The organism is Actinoplanes regularis (assembly GCF_900188005.1).
Classification (GTDB): Bacteria; Actinomycetota; Actinomycetes; order Mycobacteriales; family Micromonosporaceae; genus Actinoplanes; species Actinoplanes regularis.
Genome location: NZ_FZNR01000001.1, coordinates 873,895 through 892,766 on the forward strand (window position 1 = coordinate 873,895; position 18,872 = coordinate 892,766).

Annotated in this window: 21 protein-coding genes; 10 read left to right on the top strand and 11 right to left on the bottom strand. The window is 71.8% G+C overall.

Annotation, left to right across the window (positions count from 1 at the left end):
- Positions 1–2: 2 nt before the first annotated feature.
- Together CHC09_RS03710 and CHC09_RS03715 are read right to left on the bottom strand one after the other, a co-directional pair.
- The gene (locus CHC09_RS03710; protein ID WP_089291490.1) at positions 3–1,547 is read right to left on the bottom strand and encodes a sensor histidine kinase; all 1,545 of its coding nucleotides are present in this window, start codon (positions 1,545–1,547) and stop codon (positions 3–5) included.
- A gap of 30 nt (positions 1,548–1,577) precedes the next feature.
- The gene (locus tag CHC09_RS03715; RefSeq protein ID WP_089291491.1) at positions 1,578–2,594 is read right to left on the bottom strand and encodes an SIS domain-containing protein; all 1,017 of its coding nucleotides are present in this window, start codon (positions 2,592–2,594) and stop codon (positions 1,578–1,580) included.
- A gap of 161 nt (positions 2,595–2,755) precedes the next feature.
- On the opposite strand from CHC09_RS03715, the gene CHC09_RS03720 reads away from it, so the two are divergent.
- Positions 2,756–4,297 carry a tetratricopeptide repeat protein gene (locus CHC09_RS03720; protein WP_143232201.1) on the top strand — a complete coding sequence of 514 codons (1,542 nt, stop codon included), beginning with the start codon at positions 2,756–2,758 and terminating at the stop codon, positions 4,295–4,297.
- 7 nt (positions 4,298–4,304) lie between these two features.
- Here CHC09_RS03720 and CHC09_RS03725 read toward each other — a convergent pair whose 3' ends face one another.
- Positions 4,305–4,520: a biotin/lipoyl-binding carrier protein gene (locus CHC09_RS03725; RefSeq protein WP_089291492.1), complete on the bottom strand. Its 216-nt coding sequence runs from the start codon at positions 4,518–4,520 to the stop codon at positions 4,305–4,307.
- A 127-nt stretch (positions 4,521–4,647) separates the two neighbouring features.
- Between CHC09_RS03725 and CHC09_RS48800 the strand changes: the two genes are divergently transcribed.
- The gene (locus tag CHC09_RS48800; RefSeq protein WP_369700219.1) at positions 4,648–4,722 is read left to right on the top strand and encodes a 50S ribosomal protein bL37; all 75 of its coding nucleotides are present in this window, start codon (positions 4,648–4,650) and stop codon (positions 4,720–4,722) included.
- Between the two features lie 56 nt (positions 4,723–4,778).
- On the opposite strand, the gene rsrA is transcribed toward CHC09_RS48800, so the two are convergent.
- From rsrA to CHC09_RS03750, 5 genes are all read right to left on the bottom strand, one after another.
- Positions 4,779–5,063, bottom strand: coding sequence for a mycothiol system anti-sigma-R factor (rsrA, locus tag CHC09_RS03730; RefSeq protein WP_089291493.1), 285 nt, complete (start codon positions 5,061–5,063; stop codon positions 4,779–4,781).
- A 4-nt stretch (positions 5,064–5,067) separates the two neighbouring features.
- Positions 5,068–5,889: a sigma-70 family RNA polymerase sigma factor gene (locus tag CHC09_RS03735; protein ID WP_239138013.1), complete on the bottom strand. Its 822-nt coding sequence runs from the start codon at positions 5,887–5,889 to the stop codon at positions 5,068–5,070.
- Positions 5,890–5,920: 31 nt separating this feature from the next.
- The gene (locus tag CHC09_RS03740) at positions 5,921–6,535 is read right to left on the bottom strand and encodes an alpha/beta hydrolase family protein (RefSeq protein ID WP_089291495.1); all 615 of its coding nucleotides are present in this window, start codon (positions 6,533–6,535) and stop codon (positions 5,921–5,923) included.
- 14 nt (positions 6,536–6,549) lie between these two features.
- A complete protein-coding gene (locus CHC09_RS03745) occupies positions 6,550–6,948 on the bottom strand; it encodes a WhiB family transcriptional regulator (protein WP_089291496.1) in 399 nt (132 codons plus the stop codon).
- 193 nt (positions 6,949–7,141) lie between these two features.
- Positions 7,142–7,822 (bottom strand): SOS response-associated peptidase, encoded by a 681-nt coding sequence (locus CHC09_RS03750; protein WP_089291497.1) that lies wholly within the window; start codon positions 7,820–7,822, stop codon positions 7,142–7,144.
- Positions 7,823–7,970: 148 nt separating this feature from the next.
- Between CHC09_RS03750 and aroA the strand changes: the two genes are divergently transcribed.
- From aroA to CHC09_RS03785, 7 genes are all read left to right on the top strand, one after another.
- Entirely contained in the window at positions 7,971–9,263 is a 1,293-nt protein-coding gene (aroA, locus tag CHC09_RS03755) for a 3-phosphoshikimate 1-carboxyvinyltransferase (RefSeq protein ID WP_089291498.1), read from the top strand.
- A gap of 2 nt (positions 9,264–9,265) precedes the next feature.
- A complete protein-coding gene (gene rsgA, locus CHC09_RS03760) occupies positions 9,266–10,339 on the top strand; it encodes a ribosome small subunit-dependent GTPase A (RefSeq protein WP_089291836.1) in 1,074 nt (357 codons plus the stop codon).
- A gap of 34 nt (positions 10,340–10,373) precedes the next feature.
- Positions 10,374–11,174 carry a histidinol-phosphatase gene (gene hisN / locus CHC09_RS03765; protein WP_089291499.1) on the top strand — a complete coding sequence of 267 codons (801 nt, stop codon included), beginning with the start codon at positions 10,374–10,376 and terminating at the stop codon, positions 11,172–11,174.
- Positions 11,175–11,307: 133 nt separating this feature from the next.
- Positions 11,308–12,036, top strand: coding sequence for an ATP-binding protein (locus CHC09_RS03770; protein ID WP_239138010.1), 729 nt, complete (start codon positions 11,308–11,310; stop codon positions 12,034–12,036).
- Between the two features lie 28 nt (positions 12,037–12,064).
- Entirely contained in the window at positions 12,065–12,622 is a 558-nt protein-coding gene (locus CHC09_RS03775) for a DUF5709 domain-containing protein (RefSeq protein ID WP_089291501.1), read from the top strand.
- A 98-nt stretch (positions 12,623–12,720) separates the two neighbouring features.
- Positions 12,721–13,446, top strand: a complete 726-nt coding sequence (locus CHC09_RS03780; RefSeq protein ID WP_089291502.1) for a carbohydrate-binding protein — start codon at positions 12,721–12,723, stop codon at positions 13,444–13,446.
- 111 nt (positions 13,447–13,557) lie between these two features.
- On the top strand, positions 13,558–14,799 hold the full coding sequence (locus CHC09_RS03785; RefSeq protein ID WP_089291503.1) for a glycoside hydrolase family 16 protein: 1,242 nt from the start codon (positions 13,558–13,560) through the stop codon (positions 14,797–14,799).
- A 78-nt stretch (positions 14,800–14,877) separates the two neighbouring features.
- Here the strand turns inward: CHC09_RS03785 and CHC09_RS03790 are convergent, their stop codons facing one another.
- The gene (locus CHC09_RS03790) at positions 14,878–16,143 is read right to left on the bottom strand and encodes a chitosanase (protein WP_239138009.1); all 1,266 of its coding nucleotides are present in this window, start codon (positions 16,141–16,143) and stop codon (positions 14,878–14,880) included.
- Positions 16,144–16,163: 20 nt separating this feature from the next.
- Positions 16,164–16,421, bottom strand: a complete 258-nt coding sequence (locus tag CHC09_RS03795; protein WP_089291505.1) for a hypothetical protein — start codon at positions 16,419–16,421, stop codon at positions 16,164–16,166.
- A gap of 96 nt (positions 16,422–16,517) precedes the next feature.
- Between CHC09_RS03795 and malQ the strand changes: the two genes are divergently transcribed.
- Positions 16,518–18,434, top strand: coding sequence for a 4-alpha-glucanotransferase (gene malQ / locus CHC09_RS03800; protein WP_089291506.1), 1,917 nt, complete (start codon positions 16,518–16,520; stop codon positions 18,432–18,434).
- On the opposite strand, the gene CHC09_RS03805 is transcribed toward malQ, so the two are convergent.
- Positions 18,431–18,805 carry a hypothetical protein gene (locus CHC09_RS03805; protein WP_089291507.1) on the bottom strand — a complete coding sequence of 125 codons (375 nt, stop codon included), beginning with the start codon at positions 18,803–18,805 and terminating at the stop codon, positions 18,431–18,433. The genes malQ and CHC09_RS03805 overlap by 4 nt on opposite strands.
- Positions 18,806–18,872: the final 67 nt, after the last annotated feature.

Below are 18,872 nucleotides of genomic sequence, written 5' to 3' on the forward strand. Positions count from 1 at the left end.
ACCTAACGCTTGCCGAGCGGGACCACCAGAACCGCCTCTGTACCCCCGCCCGCGCGATTGCGAAGTTCGATGCTGCCGCGCAACTCCCCGGTAGCCAGCGCCCGGACGATCTGCAGCCCGAGCCGACCACCGGCGTCCGCCCGGAAGCCCTCCGGCAGCCCCTGCCCGTTGTCCGCGACCGTGACGTGCAGTTGCTTGCGGAAACGGTGCGCCGAGACGACCACCTCGGCGCCCTGCCCGGCGGAGGGGCCGGTCGACTCGTCGTCCTCGGCGGCCGGGAACCCGTGCTCCACCGCGTTGATCAGCAGCTCGTTCAGGACCATCACCAGCGAGGTGGCGATCTCGGCCGGCAGCACCCCGAAGGTGCCCTCGCGACGCATCAGCACCGACACGCTGGTCGAGGCGACCTCGGTGGCGGCGCTGGCCACCCGGTCCACGATGCCGTCGAACTCGACCTCCTCCTCGCTGGACATCGAGAGCGTCTCGTGCACCAGCGCGATCGAGGCGACCCGGCGCACCGACTCCTCCAGGGCCATCCGGGCCTCCGGGGCATCCACCCGGCGGGCCTGCAGGCGCAACAGCGCGGCCACGGTCTGCAGGTTGTTCTTCACCCGGTGGTGGATCTCCCGGATGGTGGCGTCCTTGGTCATCAGCGCGCGGTCCCGGCGGCGCACCTCGGTGACGTCCCGGACCAGCACCAGCGCGCCGATCGGCACGCCGGCCGGGAGCAGCGGCAGCGAGCGGGTGAGCACGGTCGCACCGCGTGCTTCGAACTCCATCCGCGGCGGGAACTCGCCGCGCAGCGAGTAACGGATCCGCTCGGCGACGTCGGTGCCCTCCAGCGGGTCGGCGGCCAGCCGGCTGGAGAGATGGGCCAGTTCCTCGCCGACCAGGTGCGCGTTGAAGCCGAGCCGCCGGTACGCCGACTGTGCGTTCGGACTGGCGTAGGTGACCTTGCCGGAGGCGTCCAGCCGGATCAGGCCGTCGCCGACCCGGGGCGCCGACGTGGTCATCTCCCCGGGCTGCCGAACCGGCGGGAACGTGCCGTCGGCCACCATCTGGGCCAGGTCGTCCGCCGTGGTCAGGTAGTTCAGCTCGAGCTGGCTCGGAGTGCGGGCGGTGCTCAGGTTGGTGTCGCGGCCGATCACCGCGATCACCTCGCTGCGGCCCTCCTCGTGGTCGTTCGCTTCGCGGCGGCGGACCGGGATGGCCTCGTGGCGGGCGGGTGTGTCCCCGTACCAGACCGGGTCGCCCTCCCGCCAGATCCGCTCCTGGGTGAAGGCCACGTCCAGGTGGGCGACCTCGGGTCCACCAAAGATCTTGCCCACCTGGTCGTCCTGGTACGCCGTGGGCGCCGTGGTCGGGCGCACCTGGGCGACGCAGAGGAACTGGCGTGGCTTCTCTCCCTTGATCGGCACCCAGAGGAGCAGATCGGCGAAGGAGAGGTCGGAGAGCAGCTGCCAGTCACCGGCCAGCCGGTGCAGGTGGTCGATGTCGAGGGAACCCAGCTCGGTGTGTTCCTCGACCAGATCGCGCAGGGTGGACACGGGCCCAAGCCTGCCACGCCGATGTTTCGGCTAGAGGGTGCTGGTCACCTTCTTCAGGCCACGGGGCGCGTCCGGGTTCTCGCCGCGCGCCAGCGCCAGCGCGAGCGCGAGCTTCTGCAGCGGCAGAATGTCCAGCAGGGGGCTGTAGCGCTCGTCCACGGCCGGAACACCCAGATCGCCCTGCGGGCCGACGGTCAGCACGTCCGCCTTCCGCTCCTTGAGCCGGGCGATCACCTCCCGCATCGACTGCCCGCCCGGGCCGTCGCCGACCACGGCCAACACCGGAACGTCGGTGTCGGTCATCGCGAGCGGGCCGTGCAGCAGGTCGGCGCCGGAGAACGCCAGGGTCGGCACGTACGACGTCTCCATCAGCTTGAGCGCCGCCTCCCGGGCGGTCGGGTACGCGTACCCCCGCCCGGTGGTGACCATGTGCGGCGCGAACCGGTAGCGCTGCGCCAACTCCTCGGCGGTCCGGTCGGCGAGCGCCGCGGCGGCCAGCCCCGGCAGCGCGGCCAGCGCGGCCCGCTCCGCCTCGGGCAGCCGCCCGTCGCCGGCCCGGATCCCCTCGACCAGCAGCAGCAGTGCGAGCAGCTCGGCGGTGTACGTCTTGGTCGCCGCGACCGCCCGCTCGTGCCCGGCCGACACGTCCACCGACAGCTCGGCGGCCTGGGCCAGCGGCGACTCCGGGTTGTTGGTGACGGCGAGGGTGAGCGCACCGGTCTCCCGGGCGGCGGAGAGCACCCCGCTCAGGTCGGGCGAGCCGCCGCTCTGGCTGACCCCGACGACCAGGGCGTCGGAGAAGTCCGGGCGGGCACCGTACAGCGTGATCGCGCTCGGCGAGGCGCTGGCCACGGGCAGGCCCAGACGGATCTCGGCCAGATACGCGCCGTAGAGCGCGGCGTGGTCGGAGGTGCCGCGGCCGACGAAGAGCACGTTGCGCGGCCGGCGAGCCGCGATCTCCGCCGCGACCTCCGCGATCGCGGCCGCGGGCGGCCCCTCCAACAGGCGGGCGAAAACATCCGGCTGTTCCGCGATGTCCGCTGCCATCCCGTGGCCTCGCTGTGTCACGTCATCCTCCCAGATGAGCAGTTCTCGCGCAGTTGCTGCGCAGTCTTGCAAGAAAAAGCTTAGTCCGTCAATCTTTCAAGCACTATCGCGCAAACATGAGGACTGACAGATCGCCTCGCTGCCACGTACTGTCTTGACTCGTGGATGCCTACCCCCAGCTCCGCCACGACCTCACCCTCGCCCGCTCCGCTCTCGACCGCGGCGAGCTGGACCGCGCTGCCCGCCACCTGGCCGGCGCGCTGCCCCACGCACCCACCCTGCCGGAGATCCACGAGCTGCTCAGCCGGTTGGCCGTCCACGCGGACGACGCCCTCGACCTGTTCCCGCTCGACCCGCACGCGCCGGCCGGCCGGGTCGCCGCGCACGCCCACCTGCTCGCCGCGGCCGGGCGGCCGGAGGACGGCCTGCCGCTGCTCGCCGCGGCCAGCGGGACCACGCCCGCGGTGGACTGGGCCGGGGTGCCCTGGGTCAGCGACCCGCTGCTCGGCGGGCGGATCGATCCGGACGCGCTCGCCCGCACCGTGATGCGGCTCTGCACCGCGGTGGGCGACCCGGCGCCGAAAGCCGCCGCGGCCCCGCTACGCCCCTACCTGACCGTGGTCCGGCACACCGTCGAGGCGCACGGCGAGCACGCCATGCTGCTCGGCGCCGGCTCCGCGCTGGCGCGCCGGCTCGGCGAGGCCCGCCTCGCCGTCGACTGGGCCACCCGGGGCGCTAGGTCACGGCCCTCCAAGCTGGGTGAGATCTGGCTGGGGTATGCGTACCGCAGCGCCGGCCGGATCCCCGAGGCCCTCGCCGCGCTGCGCCGCGCGGTCATGTACGACCCGGACGACCTCTCGGTCTACGCCGACGTCGCGGCCACCCTGGCCGACCTCGGCCGGGTCGAGGAGGCGCTGAACTGGACCGAGCGCGCGCTGGAACGCGACCCGCAGTTCGACTGCGTGGTGCACACCGCCCACCGGTTGCGGTACCGCGTCGACGGCGACGTGGCGCACCTGGTCGCGCTCGCCGACTTCATCCGCGACCACCCGGACGACACGCACGAGCACACCGACCTGGACGAGTGCTGCCGCGGTTCGGCGTGGCTGAGCGGCATGCCGGCCGGCCTGTCGCGGCTGCCGTCCGGGCAGGGATCGGTCGACGCGGAACCGTCGGCGGACGCGCTGGCGCGGCTGCTCCGCGTCGCCTCGACCGGCTGGCCGCATCCGCCGGCCGCCTACGACCGGGCGCTCGGCCTGGTGCTGGTGGAGCCATGGGAGTTGCTCGCCCTGCTCAGCCACCCCGCGGTCGCCGGCGCGGAGCGACCCGGCGCCGCGGAGATCTGGGCCTGCCTGGGCCTGCTGCACCACGGGAGTGAGGAGCCGTGGCTCGACTCCGACCGGCGGCGCCTGCTGCTGGAGTTGCTCGACGGTGACGTCGACCGGGTGACGCAGGCGGCGCTCTTCGCGCTGATCACGTATGCCTGGGTGGATCCCACCGCACGCCCGGACGTGGCGACCCTGGTCGCCGGGCGGTTCGCCGAGGCCGCCGGCGGTCCGCGCGCCCGGGCGGTCGCCGAGCTGGCGCTGGCCACACCGGAGCTGGACCGGTCCACCCGGGAGCTGGCCGCGGCGGCCGTCCGGGTTCCGGCCGTCCCGCGCCAGCGCGGCCGGTCCTACCTGCTGCGCTGGCTGCGTAAATGACGTCGGCTCAGTTGATGACGGCGATCAGGTCACCCTCCTGGACCACGTCGCCCTCGTGAACCGCCAGCTCACCGACCGTGCCCTCGGCCTCGGCGAGCACCGGGATCTCCATCTTCATCGACTCGAGGATCACCAGCGTGTCGCCCTCCGCGACGGTGTCACCGACGCCGGCCACCACCTTCCACACGTTGGCCACCATCTCGGCGCGGACTTCTTCGGCCATTCCGGATCGCCCTCCTCTTGTTACAGGGAACGTCATCAAATCACGGATCCCGTACGGGTAGGTCCGGGCCGGTCAGAAGCACCCGACTACCATCGGCGACTGAGCAAGCGTGAGGAAGGAGGCCCTTATGGCCAAGAAGGCTCGCAAGAAGAAGGCCCGTAAGAAGAGCGGCGCGAACCACGGCAAGCGTCCCAACAGCTGAAAACGTCGAACGGGGCCGGGGGAGACATCCCACCGGCCCCGTTCGTCGTGTCAGGGTCACAAAAGGAACTCGCGGGTCTCGGTCTGGACCTCGAGCTGGTCGAGCTTGTGGCGCAGCCGCTCACGCAGCTCACTGGGCGCGCGCTCGTCCCCGCAGCAGCGGCCGACCAGGGCCTTCACGTCGTGCTCGATGCCGAACTCGCGCAGGCACCCGGTGCACTCGTCCAAGTGCTTCTGGATCAGCGCGCGGCGGTCCTCGCTGCACTCCAGATCGAGGTATAGGTATACCTCGCTCAGGACGCTGCTGCAGTCGGCCTCGTGTTCGCTCTCGTTGCTCGGCATCGGGTCACGCCTCCTGCGGCTCGGAAGCGGCCCGGGTGATGCCCCGCTCGGCGGCGTATCCCTCGAGCAGGTTGCGCAGATTGCGCCGGCCGCGGTGCAGCCGGGACATGACGGTGCCGATCGGCGTGCCCATGATGTCGGCGATCTCCTTGTACGAGAAACCCTCGACATCGGCGAGGTAGACGGCGAGCCGGAAATCCTCCGGCAGGGACTGCAGTGCTTCCTTGATGTCGCTGTCCGGCAGGCGGTCGAGCGCCTCGGTCTCCGCCGACCGCAGGCCCGCCGAGGTGTGCGACTCGCTGGAGGCCAGCTGCCAGTCGGTGATCTCCTCGGTCGGCGACTGCAGCGGTTGCCGCTGCTTGCGCCGGTAGGAGTTGATGTAGGTGTTCGTCAGGATCCGGTACAGCCAGGCCTTGAGGTTGGTGCCTTCCTCGAACTGGTGAAACGCGGAGAACGCCTTCAGAAACGTCTCCTGCACCAGGTCCTCGGCATCGGCCGGATTGCGGGTCATCCGCAGGCCGGCGGCGTACAACTGATCCACGAACGGCAGCGCGGTGCGCTCGAACCGGGCGCGACGCTCGTCGGTCCGCTCATTCTGGGCCACCCTGGATTCTCCCCTCGACCGCCCCGCCGAGGATACGGGTAGTGCCCCCGTCACGCCTTCGAAAACCGGTGTGCCCACGCTCACGGGTGCGGCGGCGGGTGCCGGTTCGGAGGCCGGCCAGTCCGGGGAGTCCAACAGCTCCCGCACCCGGGTCGTCTCCCGGCGTTCCTGCTTCACGTACTCGACACCGGCACGCACTACGGACACCCCTTCCGCCGACATGTATCCGGGCTGTGCAACGCCGGCACCCGCGTCAGAATTCCGAGGCCCAACCATTTCGGCACAGCCACGCGATCGCCAGCTCCACGGTGCCGGGCAGATCCTTGCGCAGGTCGTGGACCGCACCGGGCCGCACGCTCACCTCGACCCGCCCGGCCGGCTCGGGCACGCCGAACGGATCCCGGTCGCCGTTCAGCACCAGCGTGGGAATCTCGGTGGGCAATTCGCCGGCCCGGCTCTTCTCCGGCTTGCCCGGCGGATGCAACGGATAGGCAAGGGCGAGAACACCCGCGGCGCCGAGGTCGGCCGCGGTTCGCGACGCGACACGCGCTCCGCTGGAGCGCCCACCAAGGATCAACGGCGTCTCCGGTACGGCCATCGCCCGCACGATCGCCGTCCACGCCTCGTCGAGCTGCCCCGCCGGCGCCGGCGCCCGCCGCCCGGCCACCCGGTACGGCTGGGTCACCAGCAGCACCCGCACCCCGGCCGCCACCGCGGCGTCGTGGACCGCGACCAGGTCCGGCGCGTCCACGCCGCCACCGGCCCCGTGGCCGAGGAAAAGCTGGCTGCGCGCCGGGCCGGCCGGTTCGGTGAGCCGAACCTGGGCCGGCCCGCGCGGGGTCTCGACGATCTTCTGGGAGCTGGACACAAGCTCCGTTTCTATCAGTGGCTCGCCGGCTCCAGGGTCAGGAAACGGCGATCCTCGTCGTCCGAGGAGTCGTCCTCGACCGACTCGCCGTCCGGACGGACACGTTCGCGCCAGGCCACCAGCATGGCGCGCCGCTCGCGTGGCGTGGTGCCTCCCCAGACCCCGTGGCAGTCGCCGACCTGCAGCGCCCAGGCCAGGCACGGGCCCTGCACCGGGCAGGTGCCGCAGAGTGCGACCGCGCCACCGGACGGCTCGTTCGGCGCTGGAAAGAATGTCTCTGGATCAACGGTCCGGCAGGCTCCTCTGGTCCGCCAGGCCTCGTCGGTACGGCGTTGCGCAATTGCGTCGAGCAACCGCGGGTCGCGTCGCGCGATAGCCACCTCGTGCGGACGCGGCATGCGTGCTCGTGTCATCAGCCCACCTCCCCCGTGGGACCGGCACTGCTGTGATGACCGCTCCCGCACCTTGCGGACCGGTACCACTCCGGCGCTGGTTTGTACCCCACCGCGCAAGATCAGAACAAGGGGGTGATCTATGTTGAAACAAATTTCTCAGTCAAGAATCAGCGCATACTCCGACAAAGAACTTCATTGATCTCCCCGGCGTTCAGAAAAGCGTTACCTCGACGGGAGGCTTCAACAACTCCGGACCGTTGTTGCGGACATTCCCCACCGCTGGACCGACCGGCCGCACCTCGATCGCCGCCAATGCCCTCTCGCCGGGCGGGCTCAGCAGCGACTCCGGATCGCCCTCGCCGGCCAGCCAGTCGGCCCACCGGTCGGGCGGCAGGATCAGCGGCATCCGGTCGTGCACCCGCTTCAGCTCGCCGAGCGCCGCGGTGGTGATCACGCTGCAGGTCAGCACCGGCTCGGTCTTGCCCCAGGCCGACCAGATCCCGGCGAGGGCCAGCGGGGTGCCGTCCGCCGGGGTCATGTAGAACGCCTGCTTCCGCTTGCCGTCGCGGACCCACTCGTACCAGCCGTCGGCCGGGACCAGGCAGCGGCGGCGGGCGAAGGACGGCGCGAACGTCTTCAGGGTGGCCACCGTCTCGGCCCGCGCGTTGATCATGCGGGCACCCTGGCGCAGGTCGGCGGCCCACGGCGGCACCAGACCCCAGCGCGCGGTGTCCAGCACCCGGGCTGCGTGCGTGACCGACTCGCGGACCAGCGGGACGGGGTCGGTGGGCGCGACGTTCCAGCTCGGCGACAGTTCCGCGGTCACGTCGACCGCCTCGAAGAACTGGCTGAGATCCGCGCTGCTCCTCGTGGTCGCGTACCGCCCGCACATGGGATGCAGCGTACGCCAACGGAAACGCTGGCAGGGGGCACCGAACACCGGCGAAAAGGCGGGCTGGGAACGAAAACGGATCAGGAAACGGTCGCCACGTCCCGGGAGCCGGGAACGCGACCCGGAAATGTCGGCGCCCCCCGGCAGAATGGCGACCATGGCTGCTGAACTCCGCCCCTGGCTCGCTCCCTCCGCCGCCGGTCCGGTCACCACGACCGTGCGGCTGCCCGGTTCCAAGTCCATGACCGCCCGCGCGCTGGTGCTCGCCGCGCTGGCCGACGGGCCCTCGGTGATCGAAGCGCCGCTGCGGGCACGAGATACCACGCTGATGGCGGCCGGGCTGGGCGCCTTGGGCGTCACCGTGGACACCTCCGCCGACGACCGCTGGGTGGTCGAGCCGGGCCCGCTGCGCGGCCCGGCCACCGTGGACGTCGGCCTGGCCGGCACCATCATGCGGTTCCTGCCGCTGGCCGCCGCCCTGGCCGACGGCCCGGTCGAGTTCGACGGCGACCCGCACGCCCGTAACCGGCCGCTGCGCCCGATCATCGACGCGCTGCGCTCACTCGGCGTGGCCGTCGAGTCCTCCCCGACCGGCGGCCTGCCGCTCACCGTGCACGGCACCAGTCTGGTCGAGGGCGGTGAGGCGGTGGTCGACGCCTCCGGCTCCAGCCAGTTCGTCTCCGGCCTGCTGCTCTCCGCGGCCCGGTTCGGCAAGGGCCTGACCCTGCGGCACGAGGGCCCGCCGGTGCCGTCCACCCCGCACCTGCGGATGACCACGCACATGCTGCGCGCCGCTGGCGCCGTGGTGGACGAGAGCGTGCCGGACGTCTGGGTCGTCGAGCCCGGCCCGCTGCACGGCCGCACCTGGACCATCGAGCCGGACCTCTCCGGCGCGCTGCCGTTCTTCGCCGCCGCGATGGTCACCGGCGGCACGGTCACGCTGGCCGGCTGGCCGGCCGAGAGCTGGCAGCCGGTCGAGCAGCTGAGCGAGCTGCTCACCGCGTTCGGCGCCGAGGTGACCCGCTCGGCCGGGGGTCTGACCGTGCGCGGCACCGGCACGCTGCGCGGCGTCACCGCCGACCTGTCCGACGTGAGCGAGATGACACCGGTGCTCGCCGCGCTCGCGGTGCTCGCCGACGGGCCGTCCGAGCTGCGCGGCGTCGCGCACATCCGGGGCCACGAGACCGACCGGATCGCGGCGCTCGCCACCGAGCTGACCAAGGTCGGGGCCGCGATCACCGAGTTCCCGGACGGGCTGCGGATCGAGCCGCGGCCGCTGCACGGGGCCTCTTTCGAGACGTACGCGGACCATCGGATGGCACACGCCGCGGCGGTAATCGGACTCACCGTCCCGGGTGTTCAGCTCACCGACGTAGGTTGTACCTCGAAGACGTTGCCCGAGTTCCCCGAACTCTGGGCGGAACTCGCGGCAAGGAGCTAGCTCTGCCAGGGCGTAAGCGGGAGTACGACGAGGACGACGTCCGGATCCGGCCGGGGCGCTCGTCGCGTCCGCGTACCCGGACCCGGCCGAAGCACGACGACGCGGTGGACGCTCTGGTGATCACCGTGGATCGCGGGCGGTACGGCTGCGTCCGGGAGGACGACGGCGACGGCACCGAGCTGATCACCGCCATGCGGGCCCGCGAGCTGGGCCGCAAGTCGGTGGTGGTGGGCGACCGGGTGGCGCTGGTCGGGGACGTGTCGGCGGCCCCCGGCGCGCTGGCCCGGATCGTCCGGATCGGCGAGCGCACCTCGGTGCTGCGCCGCACCGCGGACGACGACGACACCACCCCGGAGGGCCGGCTCGAACGGGTGGTGGTGGCGAACGCGGACCAACTGGTCATCGTCAGCGCCCTGGCCGACCCGCCACCGCGCACCGGGTTCATCGACCGGTGCCTGGTCGCGGCGTACGACGCCGACATCGAGCCGCTGCTCTGCCTGACCAAGGCCGACCTGGCCGGCCCCGAGCAGGTGCTCGACTACTACGCCGAGCTGGACCTGCGGCACGTGCAGGTCCGCCCGGGCAGCGACCTGGCCGAGCTGCGCGAGCGGCTGGCCGGCCGGATCTCGGTCATGGTCGGGCACTCCGGGGTCGGCAAATCGACGCTGGTCAACCGCCTGGTGCCGGACGCGCTGCGGGCGGTCGGGGCGGTCAGCGCGATCGGCAAGGGGCGGCACACCTCGACCAGCGCGGTGGCGCTGCGCCTGCCGTCGATCGGCAAGTCGCGCAAGGATCCGGGCTGGATCGTCGACACCCCGGGCATCCGGAGCTTCGGCCTGGCCCACGTCAGCGCCGAGAGCCTGCTGCACGGCTTCCCCGACCTCGTCGAGGGCACCCTGGAGGATCAGCCGAACTGCGGCCACACCGTCGCGGACAACGACTGCAAGCTGGAGGCGTGGGTCGAGGAGGGTCGCGCCGACCGCCGGCGCCTGGATTCGTACCGGAGGCTGCTCTCCTCCCGCGCCGGCGAGTTGGATCCGCGTGACCAACAGCCGGACAACGGGCTGAGCGCCTGAAGCCGCGCCGGCGGCTTCTCTATAACATTCTTCCATGGCCGGATATGCGGACGATCTCGCTCTTGCCCACGTGCTCGCCGACTCGGCCGACAGCATCGCGATGGCCCGGTTCCGCTCGCTCGACCTGAAGGTCGAGGCCAAGCCCGACCTGACCCCGGTGTCCGACGCGGACACCGCCGTGGAGAAGGCAATCCGCGCCACGCTGGCCCGGGCCCGGCCGCGGGACGGCGTGCTGGGTGAGGAGTTCGGCCGCTCCGAGGCGGCGGCCGGCCCGGGCACCCGGCACTGGGTGATCGACCCGATCGACGGCACCAAGAACTACGTCCGCGGCGTGCCGATCTGGGCCACTCTGATCGCGCTGGTCGAGGGCGACACCCCGGTGGTCGGCCTGGTCTCCGCCCCGGCTCTGGGCCGGCGCTGGTGGGCGGGCCGCGGTCTGGGGGCGTACGCCGGCAAGCACCAGCACGCGGCGACCCGGATCGAGGTCTCCAACGTTCGCAAGCTCGCCGACGCGAGCTTCTGCTACGCGAGCCTGAACGGCTGGCAGGACAACGGCCGGCTGCCACAGCTGCTGGACATCCTGCTCGGGGTCTGGCGCAGCCGCGCCTACGGCGACTTCTACGGCTACATGCTGATGGCCGAGGGCGCGCTGGACGCGATGGCCGAGCCGGAGCTGTCGCTCTGGGACATGGCCGCGCTCATCCCGATCATCACGGAGGCCGGCGGCAAGGTCACCGACCTGGACGGGCGGACCTGTGCGGACAAGTCCTCGGTGATCGCCACCAACGGGCTGCTGCACGAGAGTGTGCTGACCGCCCTGACGCCCCGGGGTTGACCGCACCCGGACGGGGTACTTCCTGCGCATACCCGCCGTAAGCGAATGTCCCGTTTCTGCCACGGCACGTAGGAGCCTGCCCGCCGCTCGCCGAAATGCGCGGAGTGGATGCGCTATGCACAATGGAGCGATCATGCCGAGCGAGGTTCGTCACCTGGTGGACCGTGGCCAGAATCACCCACTGGTCCGGCTGACCGGGGTGCTCGACGCCGACGGGGTCGCCACGATCCGCTCCATCCTCCTCGAGGTGCTGGCCGGTCAGCCGGAGGCGGTGGTGGTGGACGTCGCCGACCTTCGGGTGGCCGGTGACGACCCGCTCTCCGCGCTACGTGACGTGCTCGAGGAGACCCGGGACTGGCCGGCCGCCCGGCTCGCGCTCTGCGGCGTCACGAACGGCACACCCTGGCAGTCGACCGGCTGGCAGGTCTGGCCGGACCGGGCCGGCGCCTTCGCCGCGCTCGGCGCGCCCGACGCCGGGCGGCGGGTCAGCCTGCGGCTGGATCCGGTGGTCGGCGCGGCCCGCCGGGCCCGGGAGCTGATCACCGAGACGTGCCAGCGCTGGGGGTGCGCCGAGGTGGCCGGGAACGCGTGCATCGCGGTCACCGAGATGGTCAACAACGTGGTGGCGCACGCCCGCACCTCGATGTCGGTGCTGCTGGCCCGGCAGGGCGGCACGATCAGCGTGGCGGTGCGGGACGGCTCGCGGCTGCCGCCCCGGTTCACCGGGCCGGTCGCGCCCACCTCGTTCGGCGGGCGGGGCCTGCTGCTGATCGATTCGGTCGCGGTCCGCTGGGGTCTGCTGGCGCTGCCCGACGGCAAGGTCGTCTGGGCGCTCCTGGCCCCCGAACAGATCACGGTGTGACCGGCCGGCACGCGGGTATTTACCGCGGATGCGAGACAACGACTATCCCACCGAGGTGAGCAATCCGGAGACCTCCGGCCTGCCGGACACCGCCGACGACGACTCCACCGCGTACGACGAGGTGGTGAGCGGTCGATGGAGCGACGGCCCGGACCCGGCGGCGCTCGCCGGGGTAGGTCCGGGCGGGTCGAACCGGTTCGGGGACACCGCGGAGGAGCAGCGCCGGGGCGAGTCGCTCGACCGGCGGCTGCGTCAGGAGGAGCCGGACTTCGGTGCCGAGGACGTGGACCCGCTGCCGGGCGACCCGTTCGGCGAGACGGTCGACGACTCCGCGCGGCAGCGGTTCGACCGGGACGTGTGGGGCGAGAGCCCGACCTCCGACCCGCACTCGCCGGTCTCGCTCTACGACAGCGGCCAGTTCGACGAGGACGCCCCGGTCCGGATCGGCCGGCTGGTCGCGCCGGACGGCGGCTCCGGCTTCGACGACGAGGCGGACAGCGTGGCGTGGGACGCGGGCGCGGCCGGCGGCGGCGCGAGCGCGGAGGAACTCGCCATGCACGAGACGCGCGCCCCCGACTACGACTGATTATTTATAAGAGATCACTGAATACTCCCCCGGCGAACTTGCCGTCATCGCTGAGCCCGTGCAGAGTCTGTGCGCGGGCTCGAGGTGGGGGTAGAGGAATGCGTCACGGTGCGCGATGGCTGCGGCCGCTGCTGGCTGCCGCGGTCACCGTCTCGGTGCTGACCGGGTCCGGCGTCGCGCACGCCGACACGGTCACCAGGACGGTGTTCAGCGACGGTTTCGGCGGAGACCGGGGCACCGGCGTGGATACCGCCAAATGGACCGGTGACACCTGGGACGCACGACTGGACGGCGACGGGCACGTCGCGCTCGGCTCCTGGCTGTGCACCGAGTCGGCCTTCAGCCAGTCGAGCGGGCGCGCGTCGGCCCGGATCCAGGCCGGCCGGGCCTCCGCCCGGCGCGCCCTCGGGGTGCTGACCGCGGACGGCGGGGTCGTGTCCGGGCAGGTCGAGATGCTCGGCGACGACGACGTCGACGACTGGGACTTCCACACGTACGCGATCGACTGGACGCGTACGTCGTTCGTCTGGTCGATCGACGGACGGCAGGTGCTGCGACTCACCCCGGCCGCCGCCGGGCAGCCGTTCCGGCTGGCGCTCAACCTGGGCGGGGGCGGCCGGCGCTCGGGCGGGGTCGTGGTGGACTCGGTCAGCGTCGCGGTCAGGTACACCGTGGTGTCCGCGCCGGTCTGGAAGGCGTTCACCACGTACAAGGTGGGCGACCAGGTCACCTACAAGGGCGTGACGTACCGGGTGCTGGAGCAGCACACCGCCCTGCCGGGCTGGCAGCCCGGCCCGTTACCGGCGCTCTTCCAGAAAATCTGAAACATTTCCGTAATTTCCGGGGTTCCGGAACCCGTCTCCATTGACCTGCGACAGTCAATCTCTAAAGACTGTTTGGAGTAACGGCACCCTCTTCCCCCGGAGGCTTCCCCCATGCGCAAGTTACGAATGTTGCTCAGTGCTGCCGTGGTCACGACCACGCTGGCCTCGTCGCTGGTGCTGACGTCGGGCACCGACCGGGCCGACGCCGCGATCGGCGCGGTCACCTGGTCCGACGAGTTCAACGGCGCGTCCGGCGCCGCGGTGGACGGCTCGAAGTGGAACTTCGACCTCGGCGGCGGCGGCTTCGGCAACAGCGAGCTCGAGTACTACACGAACTCCACCCGCAACGTCAGCCAGGACGGCCAGGGCCACCTCGCGATCACCGCGCGCAAGGAGAACCCGGGCAACTACCAGTGCTGGTACGGCACCTGCACCTACACCTCGGGCCGGATCCTGACCTCGGGCAAGTTCACCCAGAAGTACGGCCGCTTCGAGGCCAGCATCAAGATCCCCAAGGGACAGGGCATCTGGCCGGCCTTCTGGATGCTCGGCGACAACCTGGGCAGCGTCGGCTGGCCGCAGTCCGGCGAGATCGACATCATGGAGAACGTCGGCAAGGAGCCGAACAAGGTCTACGGCACCATCCACGGCCCGGGTTACTCCGGCGCCGCCGGGGTCGGTGGGAGCAGGACCAACTCGGCTCCGCTCGGCGACGCCTTCCACACGTACGCCGTGGAGTGGTCCCCGAACCTGATCGTCTGGTACTTCGACGGCGCCGAGTACTTCCGCGCCACGCCGGCCCAGGCCAACGGCACGTGGGTCTTCGACCACCCGTTCTACATCATCCTGAACGTCGCGGTCGGCGGTAACTGGCCGGGCAGCCCGGACGCCAGCACCTCGTTCCCGCAGACCATGCTGGTCGACTACGTCCGGGCCTCGGCCTGGGACGGCAGCACCCCGCCGCCCACCACCGGCAACGCGCTGCGGAGCAACCTGAACGGCCGCTGCATCGACATCCCGGGCGCGAACCCGGCCGACGGCGCCCGGCTGCAGATGTACGACTGCAACGGCACCAACGCCCAGCAGTGGACCTTCAACAGCGACGGCACCCTGCGCGCGATGGGCAAGTGCATGGACCCGGCCGGCGGCGCGCTGGCCAACGGCACCCCGATCCAGCTGGTCACCTGCAACGGGAACCCGGTCCAGCGGTTCACCCTGTCCGGCGCCGGTGACCTGGTCAACCTGTCCGCGAACCGGTGCGTCGACATCAAGGACAACAACGCCGCGAACGGTGCGCAGCTCCAGCTCTGGGACTGCGGCGGCACCCCCAACCAGAAGTGGGCCCGGGCCTGAGCGAGCTTGCGAGCGAAGCGGTCAGCTCAGTGAACAACTCATGTCGGCGCCGGAGCGAAGCGGAGGCGACGGCATGAGTCAGCGGTTGATCGTGTACGTGTCGCCGTAGACCTGCCAGGTCATCGGCGGGATGAGGTCGAGGTTGCTGTCGTTGAGCAGGACCCGCTGCGCGGTGTCGACCCGGGTCGTGTCGCTGTGCGCCGCCTCGCGCCGCATCTCGGCGGCCCGGGCGTCCAGGAAGGCGCTCAGGTAAACGAACTCGTCCCCGCCCTGACCCGGCGCCTTCCGGGCCCGGAGCGTCTGTTCGCGGATGCTCCGGAGTCCGGAGACGCCGTGCACCACCGCCGCGTCGTAGTACGCGAACTGGCCCAGCGCCCGCAGCCCGTCCGTCTGGGCGAGCCGTACCGCCGGGTTGAAGTAGATCCGGTCGCGGAAGTCCTCCTGGGTCTTGCGGAAGACCGGGTCCTTCGCGGCCGCCCGCCAGGCGGCCGGGAAGCCCGGGTCGAGCCCCTTGTGCGAGTCGGTGCCGTCCACCGCGCGCAGCGCCGGAAGGTACGGGGCCAGCACGTTCGACGGCTGGCGGGAGGTGTAGTCGGTGACCAACGAGAGCATGTCGCCGGTGCCCGAGCAGAACCCGACGATCCCGCCGGTGTAGCCCCGCCCGTCGCCCAGATCCTCGATGTAGCCGAACTCGGAACGCCAGTCGAGCGTCGAGTTCTCCGCGCTGGAGACCAGCTCCATGGCGGTCTCCTTCTTCGGCGCCGCGGTCAGGTCGGCGGCCTCGGGCGGCACTCCCGCGCCGGGCGCCTTGTAGGACTCGGGAACCCGGCTCGCCGGACCCGGCCCGTAGGCCCGCACATCCCACAGCGAGTACCCGCTCGGCTTGGCGGCCTGGGTGGCCAGCACACGCAGGTAACGCCCGCGGCCCTTGAGGTCACGAAGGTCGTCGACGTCGCCGTTGCCGTCCGCGGTGCGGTAAGCGTCCGTCCAGGTCGCACCGTTGTCGGAGAGCTGGATCCGATAGCTCTTGGCGTACGCGGTCGCCCAGTGCAGCCGCACCCGGGTGACCTCCTGCCCCGCGCCCAGGTCGACCCGCAGCCACTCGGTGCCGGCCCCGGCCCCGCTGACCCCGGCCCCGCTGGCCCACCGCGTGCCGCTCGCCTCGTCGACAGCCGACGAGGCGAGCCAGGCCACCGTCAACGTCGATGAGGCGAGCACCGGGTGACCCACGCTGAGCAGGAAATCGGTCGCCCCGCCGGCGGCCAACGAGACAGCGGGTGGGATGCAGAGAACCGCGGCGATTCCGCCACCGAGAGCCATCGACCGCCTGCTACGCGTCCGCATCTCCCCAAACTAGGACACAATCATCGGCGTCGCTTGCGGTTACGCGAAATCAGCAAGACCACCAGAACCACCGTCCCGATCACCAGGAGGCAGCAGAGCCCACCGCCGAAGAGGAACCCGAAGCCACCCCGGCTCCGGGTGCGACGCCTGGTCGCCTCGATCGCCACCTCGCCCACGCCGTTGCTCGCCGCCCAGGCGTGCGCCGGAATCACCAGGGCCAGCACGGCGCCGGTCAGCGCCGCCGTCAGCCGGGTCCACCACTTCACCACGTCAGCCATATGCCCCATGCTGACCGAAGTAGGCAACCACCGCGACACACCGTCACCCGCCGGTGATCACGGACGGCGGGCCGGTACACCGACGGGGAGGGCAGCATGGACGCGAAGCTCGAGGCGCTGGCTACGGCATACGGGGTGGCCACCCGGTACGAGAACTTCCAGCGCCGCCGCACCGAGGTCACGCCCGAGTCGGTGATCGGCGTACTCGGCGTGCTCGGGGTGGACGCCGGCACTCCCGAGGCGATCGACGCCGCACTCGCCGCGGCCCGGCATCGGGACCGGGCCGACCGGCTACCCGGGACGATCGTGCTGCGCGCCGGGCAGCGCCGGGCCCTGCCCGGGCCGGCCGAGCTGACCCTGGAAGACGGCACCAGCCGCACCGTCGAGGTGCTGGCGGACCTGCCGCTGGGCTGGCACACCGTGGACGGGTCGACGCTCGTGGTGGTGCCGGAGCGGCTGCCCCGGCCGCCGCAGACCTGGGGCTGGATGCTGCAGCTCTACGCGCTGCACTCGGACGACTCGTGGGGCATGGGTGACCTCGGCGACCTCCGGACGTTCGTGCGGGAGTGCGGGGACGCCGGGCTGGTACTGCTCAACCCGCTGCACGCGGTCACACCGGTACGGCCGGTGCCGGCCTCGCCCTATTCACCGTCCAGCCGCCGCTTCGCCAACCCGCTCTACCTGCGGATCGCGGACACCACGGAGTACCGGAAGGCCGGCGTGGCCCTGCGGGCGCGGATCGACGCGCTGCGACCGGCCACCGGCGCGCTGATCGACTACACCGCCGTGTGGGACGCGAAGCTCGCCGCGCTGGAGCTGCTCTGGCCCCTGGCGGAGCGGGCCGGCCTGGACGAGGATCCGGGCCTGACGGACTTCGCCCGGTTCTGTGCGCTGGCCGAGGAGTACGGCCCGGACTGGCGGGAGTGGCCCGCCGAGCTGCGCCGTCCGGACGCCCCGGCGGTACTGGCGTACCGCAGCGAGCGGATCGCCTTCCACGCCTGGATCCAGCGGCTCGTCGAGGAGCAGTTGGACGCGGCCCGGGAGGCGGCGGCCGGGATGCCGGTCGGCATCGTGCACGACCTGGCGGTCGGCATCGACCCGGCCGGCGCGGACGGCTGGCTGCTGCAGGACTCACTCGCTCCCGGCGTCCGGGCGGGCGCCCCGCCGGACGCGTTCAACCAGCTCGGTCAGGACTGGGGGCTGGCCGCGTGGCGACCGGACACCCTGATCGAGACCGGGTACGCGGCGTACCGGGACATGCTGCGCCGGATCTTCCGGCATGCCGGCGGGCTCCGGGTGGACCACGTGGCCGGGCTGTGGCGGCTCTGGTGGGTGCCGAGGGAGATGGGGGCGGCCGAGGGGACGTACGTGCACTACGACCCGGAGGCGATGCTCGGCATCCTGGCGCTCGAGGCACAGCGGGCCGGCGCCGTGGTGATCGGCGAGGATCTGGGCACCGTGCTGCCGGAGATGACCGAGACGCTGGAGCGGATGAACATGCTCGGCTCCTCGGTGCTGTGGTTCACCCGGGACTGGGACACCGGCGAGTTCCGGCCCTCGACCGGCTACCGGCGCAACGCGCTGGCCAGCATCTCCACCCACGACCTGCCGACCGCCGCGGGCTTCCTCGCCGGGGAGCAGGTCGAGGTCCGCGCGAAGCTGGGCCAGCTGGCCGGCACCGTGGAGCAGGAGTGGGCCACCTGGCGGGCGGACCGGGACGCGCTGCTCGAACTGCTGCGCTCCGAGGGGCTGGTGGGCGACGACCCGGCGCCCGCGGAGGCCGTGCTGGCGATGCACGAGTTCCTCGCCCGCACCCCGTGCCGGCTGGTCACCGCGTCCCTCTACGACGTGCTGCTGGAACGGCGGCAACCGAACCTGCCGGGCACCTTCGACGAGTACCCGAACTGGCGCATCCCGCTGGGCGCCGACCTGTCCGAGGTCGTCGCCGACCCGCTGTTCCGCCGCGTCGCGAAGCTTCTCGGCGAACGACCCGGAGCCGAGCCGGAGCTCTAGATGTTCAGCGGTTCCGGCGGCGGGTCGTCGTCGACCGCGAAGAGCATCGGGTGCAGCGGCAGGTACGTCTCCGGCTGCCGGCAGCCGATCGGCGGCAACAGGGAGGAGCGGTGCTCGGGATGCTCCCGGCAGTGCCGCACGGCCCGGCTGACGGCGTCCGGGTGGTGCCGCCCGCCGCCGTACTCCCCGCAGTTCTCGCAGTCCCACCGCCAGAACGGCAAGCCGTCGTTGGCGGCGCGCCGGCGGATCCTCAGCGGCGGCCCGTCCCGGTGCCGGGCCGCCCGCGGGAGCACCGGCTCCTCGAGCCGCGACGGCAGGCTGTGCGGGCGCCGTTGCCCCCCGATGAGCTCCGCCAACAGGTCGCTGGTCAACCGTCACCTCCGTACGTCCATGTGTACGGGACAGTGTGAAACAGCGGCAATGTTCCTTTTAGGGGTT